This is a genomic window from Actinomadura rifamycini DSM 43936, from assembly GCF_000425065.1.
Classification (GTDB): domain Bacteria; phylum Actinomycetota; class Actinomycetes; order Streptosporangiales; family Streptosporangiaceae; genus Spirillospora; species Spirillospora rifamycini.
In genome coordinates this window covers 70,584-82,428 of sequence record NZ_AULB01000036.1, presented here as the reverse complement: position 1 = coordinate 82,428, position 11,845 = coordinate 70,584, and the positions used below count along the sequence as shown (strand labels likewise).

At 75.5% G+C, this 11,845-nt stretch carries 13 protein-coding genes and 1 tRNA gene; 4 read left to right on the top strand and 10 right to left on the bottom strand.

The genetic code is table 11. The features are described from left to right. Positions 1-9: 9 nt before the first annotated feature. A tRNA-Thr gene (locus tag H505_RS0129390) sits at positions 10-82 on the bottom strand. A gap of 113 nt (positions 83-195) precedes the next feature. Between H505_RS0129390 and H505_RS0129385 the strand changes: the two genes are divergently transcribed. Continuing rightward, positions 196-543 (top strand): YciI family protein, encoded by a 348-nt coding sequence (locus H505_RS0129385; RefSeq protein ID WP_026404831.1) that lies wholly within the window; start codon positions 196-198, stop codon positions 541-543. Here the strand turns inward: H505_RS0129385 and H505_RS0129380 are convergent. The 8 genes from H505_RS0129380 to H505_RS0129345 form a co-directional block, all read right to left on the bottom strand. Continuing rightward, on the bottom strand, positions 540-1,163 hold the full coding sequence (locus H505_RS0129380) for an NAD(P)-dependent oxidoreductase (RefSeq protein WP_026404830.1): 624 nt from the start codon (positions 1,161-1,163) through the stop codon (positions 540-542). The genes H505_RS0129385 and H505_RS0129380 overlap by 4 nt on opposite strands. A 5-nt stretch (positions 1,164-1,168) precedes the next feature. Beyond that, the gene (locus H505_RS0129375) at positions 1,169-2,047 is read right to left on the bottom strand and encodes an EamA family transporter (RefSeq protein ID WP_051301303.1); all 879 of its coding nucleotides are present in this window, start codon (positions 2,045-2,047) and stop codon (positions 1,169-1,171) included. 80 nt (positions 2,048-2,127) lie between these two features. After that, positions 2,128-3,039, bottom strand: a complete 912-nt coding sequence (rlmB, locus tag H505_RS0129370) for a 23S rRNA (guanosine(2251)-2'-O)-methyltransferase RlmB (protein ID WP_026404828.1) — start codon at positions 3,037-3,039, stop codon at positions 2,128-2,130. Between the two features lie 64 nt (positions 3,040-3,103). Continuing rightward, positions 3,104-4,498, bottom strand: coding sequence for a cysteine--tRNA ligase (gene cysS, locus H505_RS0129365; RefSeq protein WP_026404827.1), 1,395 nt, complete (start codon positions 4,496-4,498; stop codon positions 3,104-3,106). A gap of 9 nt (positions 4,499-4,507) precedes the next feature. Continuing rightward, positions 4,508-5,359 carry an alpha/beta fold hydrolase gene (locus H505_RS45085; protein ID WP_051301302.1) on the bottom strand — a complete coding sequence of 284 codons (852 nt, stop codon included), beginning with the start codon at positions 5,357-5,359 and terminating at the stop codon, positions 4,508-4,510. Beyond that, positions 5,359-6,636 (bottom strand): RNA polymerase sigma factor, encoded by a 1,278-nt coding sequence (locus tag H505_RS0129355; protein ID WP_051301301.1) that lies wholly within the window; start codon positions 6,634-6,636, stop codon positions 5,359-5,361. Before H505_RS0129355 ends, H505_RS45085 begins: the two co-directional genes overlap by 1 nt. Further along, positions 6,633-6,998: a YciI family protein gene (locus tag H505_RS0129350; protein WP_199748182.1), complete on the bottom strand. Its 366-nt coding sequence runs from the start codon at positions 6,996-6,998 to the stop codon at positions 6,633-6,635. Before H505_RS0129350 ends, H505_RS0129355 begins: the two co-directional genes overlap by 4 nt. A 105-nt stretch (positions 6,999-7,103) precedes the next feature. Continuing rightward, on the bottom strand, positions 7,104-7,835 hold the full coding sequence (locus tag H505_RS0129345; protein WP_026404824.1) for a DUF6585 family protein: 732 nt from the start codon (positions 7,833-7,835) through the stop codon (positions 7,104-7,106). A gap of 237 nt (positions 7,836-8,072) precedes the next feature. Here H505_RS0129345 and H505_RS0129340 point away from each other — a divergent pair, with 237 nt between their 5' ends. The 3 genes from H505_RS0129340 to fahA all read left to right on the top strand — a co-directional run bounded on the left by H505_RS0129340 (position 8,073) and on the right by fahA (position 11,364). Then, positions 8,073-9,299, top strand: a complete 1,227-nt coding sequence (locus H505_RS0129340) for a DUF2637 domain-containing protein (RefSeq protein WP_026404823.1) — start codon at positions 8,073-8,075, stop codon at positions 9,297-9,299. 101 nt (positions 9,300-9,400) lie between these two features. Then, entirely contained in the window at positions 9,401-10,153 is a 753-nt protein-coding gene (locus H505_RS0129335; RefSeq protein WP_026404822.1) for a hypothetical protein, read from the top strand. After that, a complete protein-coding gene (gene fahA / locus H505_RS0129330) occupies positions 10,150-11,364 on the top strand; it encodes a fumarylacetoacetase (RefSeq protein WP_026404821.1) in 1,215 nt (404 codons plus the stop codon). The genes H505_RS0129335 and fahA overlap by 4 nt, the downstream gene beginning before the upstream one ends. Here fahA and ispF read toward each other — a convergent pair. Continuing rightward, positions 11,359-11,829, bottom strand: coding sequence for a 2-C-methyl-D-erythritol 2,4-cyclodiphosphate synthase (ispF, locus tag H505_RS0129325; protein WP_026404820.1), 471 nt, complete (start codon positions 11,827-11,829; stop codon positions 11,359-11,361). The two genes, fahA and ispF, sit on opposite strands and share 6 nt — an antisense overlap. Positions 11,830-11,845 lie beyond the last annotated feature (16 nt).

Below are 11,845 nucleotides of genomic sequence, written 5' to 3'. Positions count from 1 at the left end.
TGACCTGGGAGCCGGCGAGGGGACTTGAACCCCTAACCTTCTGTTTACAAGACAGATGCTCTGCCAATTGAGCTACGCCGGCGCGGCTCGTCCCGCATGGTAGTCGACGCGGCGGGGGTGTGCGCGCGGGTATCCGGGGTTGGACGGGCGCTTGCCGGGGACTGTGGGGGTGTCGGCCGCTTCGAGGGGGGCACCGTGGAGCGTTACGTGCTGAACATCATCCAGCCCGTGGGTGAGGCACCGCCGCCGGACGAGCTGGAGCGGATCATGGCGGAGCTCAAGGAGCTGCGGCGCGATCTGGAGCTGTCGGAGAACTGGATCTTCGGGGCGGGGCTGGAGGAGCCGCGGGCGAGCACGGTGGTGCGGATCCGGGGGGACGAGTGCGTCGCGCGGGACGGGCCGTACGCGGAGGCGGACGAGTGCGTCGGGGGCTTCGTGGTGATCGAGGCCGACGGGCAGGACGCGGCGTTGCGGTGGGCCGCACGGTATGCGCAGGTCACGGGGTTGCCCATCGAGGTTCGGCCGATCAGGGCCGTGTCCTAGTAGCCCACCGTCCATCGGGTCCTCGTGTGCTCGGGGTGTTCGGCTTCGTCCAGGACGGCGACCGCGAGATCGGCGACGGAGATCGTGGAGTCGCCCGCGGAATCCACGACGAGTTCGTCGGCGCCGAGGCGGTAGCGGCCGGTGCGGGGTCCCGGGGTGAGGACGGCGGGCGGGCTCACGTACGTCCAGTCGGTGCGGGTTTCGGCGAGGCATCGGGAGTGCTGGGCCGCGCAGGCTTCGGCGATGGCGCGGAACGAGTCGTGGACGTGCGGCGACTGCAGGACGGTTCGGGGGGTGCCGGGGATCCGGAGTGTCGCGGCACCCCCGATGATCACGCACCGGACGTTCGTCCCTGCAAGGGTCGACAGGAGGGTGTCGGTGGCGTGCAGGAGCGCGTCCTCTTCGCCGTTCGGGGGGCGGGTGGCGCTGACGACGACGTCGTGGTCGGTGAGGGACGCGACGGTCGCGGGGTCAGTGGCGTCGCCGATGCGGGGTTCGGCGCCCGCGGGGAGGGGGCGGGGGGTGCGGACGACCGCGGTGACGCGGTGGCCGCGGGCGAGGGCTTCGGTGACGGTGGCGGAGCCGACGGAGCCGGCGGCGCCGAGGACGGCGATGCGCATGGGGGTCACTTCCGGTCGAGGGTCTGGCCGGCGACGAGGGCGCCGAGGGCGATGGTGAAGCCGACGAGCTGCCAGGGGGTGAGGGTCTGGCCGAGGACGAGCAGGCCGGCGAGGGTCGCGACCATGGGGTTGGTGAGGCCGAGGAGGGAGACGGAGGTCGGGGGGAGGCGGTCGATGCCGCGGAACCAGAGGGCGTAGGCGAGGGCGGTGCCGAAGGCGCCGAGGTAGAGGAAGCCGATGATGTTCGGGGCGGTGAGCGGCGGTGGCGGGCCTTCGATGAGGAGGGCGAGGGGCGTGATGGCGAGGCCGCCGATGGTGAGCTGCCAGCCGGTCATGACGAGGGGCGATTCGGGGCGGCCCCACTTCTTGGCGAGGACGATCGCGGTCGCCATGAGGCTGGTGGCGGTGAGCATCGCGAGGATGCCGAGGGGGTCGAGGGCGGCGTCGCCGGTGAGGGTGAGCAGGGCGACGCCCGCCGTGCCGGCGAGGGCGGAGACGAGGATCGCGCGGGACGGTCTGGTGCCGAGGACGCCGAGGGAGAGCAGGGCGACGACGAGGGGCTGGACGGAGCCGATGGTGGCGGCGACGCCGCCGGGGAGGCGGTAGGCGGCGAAGAACAGCAGCGGCATGAAGGCGCCGAAGTTGAGCATGCCGAGGACGGTGCTCTTCCACCACCAGGCGCCCTTGGGGAGGCGGCGGGTGGCGAGGAGGAGGACGAGTCCGGCGGGGAGGGCGCGCAGGACGCCGGCGAGCAGGGGGCGGTCGGGGGGCAGCAGGGTCGTGGTGACGACGTAGGTGGTGCCCCAGCTGGCGGGGGCCAGGGCGGCGAGGCCGAGGACGCCCGGGCGGGTGTTCAGCGCGCGGGGCGCGGTGACGGCGGCCATGATGTCTCCTCATTGATAATCTCAATGTTGAGATAACACCACGGCCGGAACTTAACGTCAAGTCTCTTAACGTTGAACTTTTATCGGCGGCGGCTGACCTCGTAGAGCGCGATCCCGGCGGCGACGCCCGCGTTGAGGGACTCGGCGGTGCCCGGCATCGGGATCGTGACGAGCATGTCGCAGGTGTCGGCGACGAGGCGGCCGAGGCCCTTGCCCTCGGAGCCGACGACGAGGACGAACGGGCCCGCCGCGACCTCGAGGTCGGCGACGGTGACGCCGCCGCGCGCGTCCAGTCCGGCGACGAAGCAGCCGGCCTTCTGGTACGCCTTGAGCTGGCGGGTCAGGTTCGTGGCCTGGGCGACGGGGACGTTCGCGAGGGTGCCCGCGGAGGTCTTCCACGCGCCCGCGGTGACGCCCGCCGCGCGCCGCTCCGGGACGACCACGCCGGACGCGCCGAACGCGGACGCGGAGCGGACGATCGCGCCGAGGTTGCGGGGGTCGGTGATGCCGTCGACCGCGACGATGAGCGGCGCCGCGCCCTTGAGGAGGTCGTCGGGGTGCGCGTACCGGTAGGGGCGCACCTGGAGGGCGATGCCCTGGTGGACGGCGCCGTCGGTGAGCCGGTCGAGCTCGTTCTTGCCCGTCTCGAGCAGCGGGATGTTGCGGTCGGCGGCGAGCTGGATCGACTCGCGGACGCGCTCGTCGGTGCCGGAGGTGACGTAGAGGGCGGTGCCGGGCACGCCGGCGCGGAGCGCCTCCACCACGGGGTTGCGCCCGGTGACCAGCTCGGGGACCTCCCCGTTGGCGCGGCGGGCGCCGGCCGGACGGGCGGGACGCGCGCGGTCGGGCGCGGCGGTCTTGCGGCCGGAGGGCCCGACGGTGGGCGTGCCGGTGCGCTTGGCGTTCTTCACGGCCCGGGCCTTCTGGCGCTTGCCGTGCCAGTGCCGGTCCTCGGCCTTCGGTGTGGGTCCCCTGCCCTTGCCCTTGGCCATGGTCCTGCCCCTTGTGGTGGTTGCCGGAAACGAACGTCCCAGTTTATCCGGGGCGGCCGAGGGCTCAGGCCCGCTTGAGCTCCCAGCGGGGGCCGTGCGGGGTGTCCTCGACGACGATCCCGGCGGCGGTGAGGCCGTCGCGGATCGCGTCGGCCGCCGCGTAGTCCTTCCGCGCGCGCGCCGCCTGCCGCTGCCCGAGCGCGACGCCGACGAGCGCGTCGACGACGGGCCGCAGGTCGTCCCCGCCGGTCCGCGCCCACTCGTCCGCGAGGGGGTCGAGGCCGAGGACGCCGGCCATCGCCCGGACGGCCGCGAGGTGCTCGCGGACGGCGTCGTCGTCGGACGACGCGAGCGCGCCGTTGCCCTCGCGGACGGTGTCGTGCAGGACGGCGAGGGCCTGCGGGACGCCGAGGTCGTCGTCCATCGCGGCGGTGAAGGCGGCGGGCAGGGCGCCGGGCGCGCCGCCGCCGACGACCTCGGCGGCGCGGGTGACGAAGCCCTCGATCCGCTGGTAGGCGGAGACGGCCTCGGCGAGCGCGGCGTCGGTGTAGTCCATGAGGGAGCGGTAGTGCGCGGCGGCGAGGTAGTAGCGGACCTCGACGGGGCGCGCCCGGCCGAGCAGGTCGGTCAGCAGGACGACGTTGCCGACGGACTTGCTCATCTTCTCGCCGTCGACGGTGAGGAGCCCGTTGTGCAGCCAGTAGCGGGCGAAGCCGTCGCCGGCGGCCCGGGACTGGGCGATCTCGTTCTCGTGGTGCGGGAAGATCAGGTCGACGCCGCCGCCGTGGATGTCGAACGTGGCGCCGAGGTACTTGGTCGCCATGGCGGAGCATTCGAGGTGCCAGCCGGGACGGCCGGCGCCCCACGGCGTCTCCCAGGACGGTTCGCCCGGTTTCGCGCCCTTCCAGAGCGCGAAGTCGCGGGGGTCGCGCTTGAGGTCCTCGTTGGGCGTGTCGCCCGCGGAGCGCATGTTCTCCAACCGCTGGTTGGAGAGCCGCCCGTACTGCTCGGCCCACGAGTTCACGTCGAAATAGACGTCGCCGTCCGCGGGGTAGGCGTGCCCCGCCTCGATCAGCCGCCGGATCAGCACGATCATCTCCGGGACGTGCCCGGTGGCGCGCGGCTCGATGGTGGGCGGGAGGCAGCCGAGCAGGTCGTAGCCGCGGTTGAACGTGCGCTGGTTGCCCTCGGCGACCGCGAACCACGGGACGTCCCGCTCCGCGGCGACGGCGATGATCTTGTCGTCGACGTCGGTGACGTTCCGCGCGAACGTCACGTCGTAGCCGGACGCGCGCAGCCAGCGGAGCAGGACGTCGTAGATGACGCCGGAGCGGAGGTGGCCGATGTGGGGCGCGGCCTGCGGCGTGGCACCGCACACGTACATCCCCACACGGCCCTCTTCCAGGGGCTCGAACGTGCGGACGCTACGGGTACCGGTGTCGTAAAGGCGCAGACTCACAGGCCCAGGTTATTGGATCAGGGACGAACCGCGCGGGTGCGCCGAGAAGACCGCGTGGAGCCGGTCGGCGAACGCGGCCGCGTGCGGGCCGAAACCGCCGTGGTCGCCGGGCCAGACGGCGGGCTCGACGCCGAGGCGTCCGGCGGCGGCGCGGGCGGCGCGCTCGGGCGGCTGCCCCGCCGACCAGGCCCCGCTGGTGAGGTTGAGCCAGCCTTCCTGCACGGTGCCGCCGGCGCAGTCCCGCACGATCGTGCCCGCGACGGGCATCTCGGCCCCGACGAACACGGCGGTGTTGGCCGCGAAGCGGGCCATGGTCTCGGGGTCGGGCGCCGGTCCCTCGTCCCGCTCCTGCGCCGGAGCCTCGCCGCCGGCCTGCATCGCGGCGCCGAAGCGGCCCATCGCGGGGCCGACGCCGCCCTCGTGGAACGCGGCCGCGACCTCGCGCAGGACGCCGGGCCAGTCCTCGTCGTCCGGGAGGAGCCCCAGGTAGGGCGGCTCGTGGGCGACGACGGACGCCGCCCGGCGGGGGTGCCGGAGGGCGAACTCCAGCGCGATCACGGCGCCGGAGCTGTTGCCGAACACGTGCACCGGCTCGCCGCCGGCGACGGCGGCGGCGATCCGGCCCGCGTCGGCGGCGTGGTCGTCGACGCTCTGCAGGACGGACGGGTCGTCCAGCGGGCTCCGGGAGTTGCCGCGGCGGTCGTAGGTGACGACGGTGTAGCGGTCGGCGAGCGCATCGGCGAGGGCCGCGTAGCCCTCGGCGTCGTAGATGCCGCCGCACACCAGGACGAGGACGGGGCCGGAGCCGCGGACCTCGTAGTACAGGGTCGCTTCGGGGACTCGCAGGGTGTCGGTGCGCATCAGTCGTCCTTCTTGTCTTGCGCGAGCCCGGCGATGCGGGCCCGCAGATAGCGTTGTTCGGGAAGGCTGGTGGTGGCGCGGGCGGCGCGCCGGTACTCCTCGCGGGCGGCGGCGATGTCGCCGGCCCGCTCCAGCAGGTGGGCGCGGACGGCCGCGAGCCGGTGGTGCCCGGCGACGCGGTCGTCGCCGTCCAGCCCGGCGAGCAGGTCGAGGCCCGCGCGGGGGCCGTGCACCATCGCCAGCGCCACGGCCTCGTTGAGGGTGACCATCGGGTTCGGCGCCACGTGGGACAGCACGCGGTACAGCGCGAGGATCTGCCGCCAGTCGGTGTCGTCGGCGTGCTCCGCCTCCGCGTGCACGGCGGCGATCGCGGCCTGCAGCTGGTACGGCCCGGGCGGCGACCAGGTCAGCGCGGCGGTGACCAGCGCGGTCCCCTCGGCGATGGCCGCGCGGTCCCAGCGCGTCCGGTCCTGCTCGGTGAGCGGGACGAGCGTGCCGCCGGGGCCGCCGCGGGCGGCGCGGCGCGCGTCGGTGAGCAGCAGCAGCGCGAGCAGCCCGGCCGCCTCGCCGTCGTCCGGCAGCAGCCGGTGCAGCTCGCGGGCCAGCCGGATCGCCTCGGCGGTGAGGTCCGCGCGCTGCAGGTCCGGGCCGCTCGACGCCGTGTACCCCTCGTTGAAGACCAGGTACAGGACGTGCAGGACGGCGCGCAGCCGCGCGTCCCGCTCGTCCGGCGGCGGCGGGGCGAACCGGGCGCCCGCCGCCTTGATCTTCTGCTTGGCGCGGCTGATCCGCTGCGCCATCGTCGCCTCGGGGACGAGGAACGCCTGCGCGATCTGCCCGGTGGTGAGCCCGCCGACGGCGCGGAGGGTCAGCGCGACCTGCGACGACGGTGTCAGCGCCGGGTGGCAGCACAGGAACAGCAGGGTGAGCGCGTCGTCCCGGTCGGCGGGCCGGTCCGCGTCGGCGGGCGCGTCGTGCGCGGGCGCCTCGTGGGCGACGGCCGCCTCGCGGTCGCGGCGGGCCCGCTCGCTGCGCCACTGGTCGGTGAGCCGCCGCGACGCGACGGTCACCAGCCAGCCGCGCGCCTGCTCGGGGACGCCCTGCTCCGGCCACTGGACGGCGGCGGCGAGCAGCGCCTCCTGCACGGCGTCCTCGCACGCGTCGAACGCGCCCGCGCCGTGCCGCCGGACGAGCGCGCCGAGGACCTGCGGCGCCAGCGCGCGCAGCAGCTCCTCGACGGCCCGCCCGTCCGGCGCGGGCGTCCCCGGGGTCGTCACATCTCCGTCCCGGACTCGCCCATGACCGCCCGGACCTCCATGTACCCGCCGAACCGGACGTCCGGCCAGCGGGACGCGATCTCCACGGCCCGGTCGACCGTGTCGCAGTCGACGGTGATGTACCCGGCGAGGTGCTCCTTCGCCTCCAGGTACGGCCCGTCGGTCACGACGGGCGGGGCCCCGGCGGACGCCCCGCCCCGGACCGTCCGGGTCTCCGACGGGTCGACCAGCGCCTGCCCGCCGACCAGCTCGCCCGACTCCTCCAGCTCCTTCATGAGCGCGTCGACCTCGCCGAACAGCGCGGTGCGCTCCTCCTCGGTCAGCTCCTCGACGAAGCCGGGCCGGTTATGGATCAGCAGCATGTACTTCACGGTCGTTCTCCCTCGTTCGCGCCGCCTCGGCTCGGCGGCCGTCACCGAAGGATCGGAGCCGCGGCGAGGCCCTCGACATTCTCGCCGGGAAAATCTTCAGAAAGATTCCGGCAGGGCTCCGACCCGCTCGCACAGGGCGGCGAAGGCCAGCGCGTCCGGCACCTGCCCGGCCAGCGCGGCCAGCGTCACGCCCGGCGCCGACACCGACACGAGCCCGTTGTCGATCGACACGTCCCGGACGGCCTTCCACGGCAGCCGCTCGCCGTCCTTCTCGACGCCGTCCAGATCGACGGCGAACGGCCCGACGCGGACCCGCTCCCCCGCCCGGACCGACTCCAGGTGCCGCGCGACCGTCCGGTCCGCGACCTCCCCGGCGACCGCCTCCCCGAGTTCCCGCACGTCCGGCAGCGGGTCGCCGAACCGCAGGACGCGCCCGTCCGCCGCGGCCACCGCGAACCGCCAGCGGACGCGCGCGCCGTACTGGACGCCGGACACCGTCACCGACTCCAGCTCGTCCCACGCGTACTCGGCGGTGCCGTCGCGCGCGCCGACGGAGATCCCCTCGGGGTGCAGGGCGACCACGCGGACGCCCGACCACAGGCCGTCCCGTCCGGCGATCCAGCCCGCCGCGGCCGCGTAGGCCATGCCGAGCAGCGCCGCGGCCGACCCGAGCCCCCACCGCTCCGCGACCAGCGCCCACACCGCGAGCGGCGTCACCGCCGCCGTCGCGAGCACGCACGCCGCCAGCCGCAGCAGCGCGTTCCGCCGGACCGGACGCGCGTCGAACGTCCGGACCGGCTCGCCCAGCCGTCCCCCGGAGACCGCCACCGCGCTACCCGGCCGGACGGTGCCGGACCCGCGGGCGCGCGGAGTCGCCGCGCCTGCGATCGGTTGCACGCTGCACGGGACCGCCCCTCCCCAATGAACGTTTCCCCATACGGTACGTCGGGACCCATAACGTACGCAGCGCGAGATGATCACGGTGAAGTGGGCAGTCGGCGGCGCCCCGGCTGGCTAATCTCACAGGGAGATCACCCTCCAGGCGCACTCCCCGGAACGAGAGCCATGTCGACCGACCCCGTCCCGTCCGCCCCCGCCCGGTCCGGCGGCCCCCGCTACAGCCGGGCCCAGCGCCGGCTGCTCACCGCGGCCGCCGGGCTCGTCGTCGCCGCGCTCGCCGCCGGCGCGTTCGCGCTCACCTACGACACGCTGCGCGACCTCGCCGTCGCCGGGCGGGTGGACGACCGCTGGGCGCCGGTCTACCCGGCGATGGCCGACGCGCTGATCGCCGTGACGCTGCTGTCGCTCGTCGTCACCCGCGGCGCCCGCTGGTGGACGCGGCTGCTCCGCTGGGGCCTCCTGCTGCTGCTCGCCGCCGGGCTCGCCGCCCTCGCCGTCCAGGACGCCGTGTGGGGCCTCGACGCCCTCCCCGGCGACCCCGTCCGCGCGGGCGTCGCCGTCGCCCCGCACGTCATCCTCGTCCTCGCCGTGTGGCTGTGGCTGACGATGTTCAAGCAGATCCGCGTGGCCCGCCCGGGCGCCGAGACCGCCGAGGTCGTCGAGACCCAGCGCGGCCACGTCAAGGTGCTGCCCGCGCTGGAGGCGTCCGCCGAACCGGACGACGCGACCGCACCGGACGTCCCGGCCGGCGACGCCGCGCGCCCGTCCGGCCTCGACATCCTGCCGGGGATGGGCGGCCCCCGGGTGCCCGCACCGGACGAACTGCCGCTCGACGAACAGGACCCGGCGTTCGTCGAACCGGAACCCGTGCTCGACCGCGCCCTCGAACCCCCGCGCCCCCGCCCCGCCGAGCCCGCGCCGCCCGTCCGCGCGCTCGAACCCGCGCACACCCCGCACGACCGCACCTGGGCGGACGAGCCGGCGCCGGAGCCGCTCCCGTCCCGCGAGGACGAGCCGGCCGGGGATGAGCCCCTCCCGGCGGACGAACCGCCGCGCGGCCACGAACGGACCCCGGGCTACGAACCGGCGTGGACGGACGAACCGGCCGCCGAGCACGAGCCCGAGCAGTTGCCCCGTCCCGTCCCGGCCCTGCTCCCGACCGACGTCGAGGTCGCGCGCGCCGCCGGCCGCCCGCCCCGCGACCCGCGCACGCCCGCACGCACGACGCGTCCCGACATCGTCGTGCCCGACCTCGACGACCACGACTCCGACACCCCCGCCGCCGACCGCGCCGAAGACCCCGACGCCGGCGAGGACCCCGACGACCGCTGGGAACCGCACCCGCCCCCGTCCACCACCTTCCGCAGCGGCCCCACCCCACCCGCCGACTGACCCCAGGACGGCGCACCTCTCATCACGCGCGGCATGCCGGCGGATCCTTCGAGGCCGGGCCGTCCTCTCATTCGGGGGCGGGATCGGGGTAGGGGTCGGGCATGGTGTTCGAGCGGCTCGTCGACGACGCCGCGCTCGACGCGTGCGGGGTGCCGGCGGGCGAGGCGCTGCGCGCGTACCGGGCGTGGGCGGGGCGGGCGCCGGTGGGGCGGCTGCGGTGCCCGGTGTCGCGGTTCGGGGAGCTGCGGTGCCATCTGGAGCCCGAGGACCTGCTCGACCTCGCGGTGGTCGCCGACGCGGGGACGGACGCGCTGCCGGGCGCCCTGGACGGGGCGCGCGGCGAGCCGCGGGTGCGGCCGGTGTCGGTGCACGTGGTGCTGCCGCCGGGCGCCGACCAGGCGCGGGCGTCCGCCGTGGCGATCGCGCGGCTGCCCGGGGACGTGCCCGCGTTCATCGGCGTCCGGCACCGGCCCGGGCGGCTCGCGGCGCTCGACCGGATCGCCGCCGCGCGGGCCCGGGGCGCGGCGCTCGGCGTCGAGTTCCGGGCGGCGGACGCGGCGGCGTTCGTCCCGGCCTGCCGGGAGCGGGACCTGCCGTTCACCTGCACCGCCGCGGGGGCGTCGCCGGGGCCGCTGCTCCGCGTCGTGCTGCTCGCGGCGGCCGCGGCGGCGCCCGACGCGGCGCTTCCGGGGGTGCTCGCGGACGGGGTCCGGGGGCTGGACCGGGGGACGGCCGGGGCGGTGCGGCGGGTGTTCGCGGGGTTCGCGGTCCCGGACGTGGCGGGGCTGGTGCGCGAGCTCGATGATCTCGGGCTGGTCAGAACGCGCGGCAACGGGGAACACCTGACTCCATGACGACCGAATCATGGGTGGAGAGCGCCGCGGACGGCGGGTTCGGCATCGGGAACCTGCCGTACGGGGTGTTCGCGCGGCCGCGGGAGCTGCCGCGCGTGGGGGTGGCGATCGGCGACCGGGTCTTGGACCTCGCCGGGCTGGCGGCGGACGGGCTGGTCGACGGGCGGCGGTGGTTCGCGTCGGGCTCGCTGAACGCGTTCATGGCCGCGGGACGTCCGGTCTGGCGGGCGAACCGGGACCGGCTCGTCCAGCTGCTGACGGACGCGGGGCTCCGGGAGCGGGTGGAGCCGCATCTGGTGCCGGTGCGGGACGTGGTGCTGCTGCGGCCGTTCGAGGTCGCGGACTACGTCGACTTCTACTCGTCCGAGCACCACGCGTCGAACGTGGGGCGGATGTTCCGCCCGGACCGGGAGGCGCTCGCGCCGAACTGGAAGCGGCTGCCGGTCGCGTACCACGGGCGGGCGGGGACGGTGTTCCCGTCGGGGACGCCGATCGTGCGGCCGTCCGGGCAGCGTCGGGCGGGCGGCGAGGACGAGCCGGGGTTCGGGCCGTCGGCGCGGCTCGACTTCGAGGCGGAGGTCGGGTTCGTGGCGGGGGTGCCGTCGGGCGCGGGCCGGGGCGTGCCGACGTGGGCGTTCCGCGACCACGTGTTCGGGTTCGTCCTGGTGAACGACTGGAGCGCCCGGGACCTGCAGGCGTGGGAGTCGCAGCCGCTGGGGCCGTTCCTGAGCAAGTCGTTCGCGACGTCGGTGTCGCCGTGGGTGGTGCCGGTCGCGGCGCTGGAGGCGGCCCGGGTGGAGCCGCCGCCGCAGGACCCGGAGCCGCTGCACTACCTGCGGTGCGACGAGCCGTGGGGGCTCGACCTGCGCATGGAGGTGCTGATCAACGGGCGGGTGGCGGCGCGGCCGCCGTTCGCGGCGATGTACTGGACGTCGCCGCAGCAGCTCGCGCACGCGACGGTGAACGGGACGCCGCTGCGGACGGGCGACCTGTTCGCGTCGGGGACGGTGTCGGGTCCGGAGCGGGAGCACCGTGGGTGCCTGCTGGAGTTGAGCTGGAACGGCCGGGAGCCGCTGGTGCTCGACGGGATGGAGCGCACGTTCCTGGAGGACGGCGACACGGTGACGGTGCGGGCGTGGGCGCCGGGCGCCGGCGGCGCGACGATCTCGCTGGGCGAGGTGTCGGGGACGGTGCTGCCGGCGCGGCTATGAGCGCGGGACGACGAGGGCGTTGGCGATGGCGGCGAGGCCCTCGCCGCGGCCGGTGAGGCCGAGCCCGTCGGTGGTGGTCGCGGAGATCGACACGTCGGCGCCGCCGAGGGCTTCGGCGAGCGTCTTGGCGGCCTCGTCGCGCCGCTTGCCGATCTTCGGGCGGTTGCCGATGACCTGGATCGCGACGTTGCCGATGTCGTATCCGGCTTCGTCGACGAGCCGGGCGACCTCGCGCAGGAGGGTCGTGCCGGACGCGCCGGACCAGCGGGGGTCGGCGGTGCCGAAGACGGCGCCGAGGTCGCCGAGGGCGCAGGCCGACAGGAGGGCGTCGCAGGCGGCGTGCGCGGCGACGTCGCCGTCGGAGTGCCCGGCCAGGCCGTGGCCTTCGCCGGGCCATTCCAGCCCGGCGACCCGCAGCGGGCGCGGCTCCGACGAGAACGGGTGGACGTCGACACCGACGCCCACCCGGGGAAACCGTGCG

What these genes read in the sequence shown, in the direction of transcription:
- H505_RS0129350 (WP_199748182.1), bottom strand. Translation starts at nt 6,998, where the DNA reads ATGCTGCTGATCCATAACCGGCCCGGCTTCGTCGAGGAGCTGACCGAG.
- fahA (WP_026404821.1), top strand. Translation starts at nt 10,150, where the DNA reads ATGACGACCGAATCATGGGTGGAGAGCGCCGCGGACGGCGGGTTCGGC.
- H505_RS0129375 (WP_051301303.1), bottom strand. Translation starts at nt 2,047, where the DNA reads ATGGCCGCCGTCACCGCGCCCCGCGCGCTGAACACCCGCCCGGGCGTC.
- H505_RS45085 (WP_051301302.1), bottom strand. Translation starts at nt 5,359, where the DNA reads ATGCGCACCGACACCCTGCGAGTCCCCGAAGCGACCCTGTACTACGAG.
- H505_RS0129380 (WP_026404830.1), bottom strand. Translation starts at nt 1,163, where the DNA reads ATGCGCATCGCCGTCCTCGGCGCCGCCGGCTCCGTCGGCTCCGCCACC.
- H505_RS0129335 (WP_026404822.1), top strand. Translation starts at nt 9,401, where the DNA reads ATGGTGTTCGAGCGGCTCGTCGACGACGCCGCGCTCGACGCGTGCGGG.
- rlmB (WP_026404828.1), bottom strand. Translation starts at nt 3,039, where the DNA reads ATGGCCAAGGGCAAGGGCAGGGGACCCACACCGAAGGCCGAGGACCGG.
- H505_RS0129340 (WP_026404823.1), top strand. Translation starts at nt 8,073, where the DNA reads ATGTCGACCGACCCCGTCCCGTCCGCCCCCGCCCGGTCCGGCGGCCCC.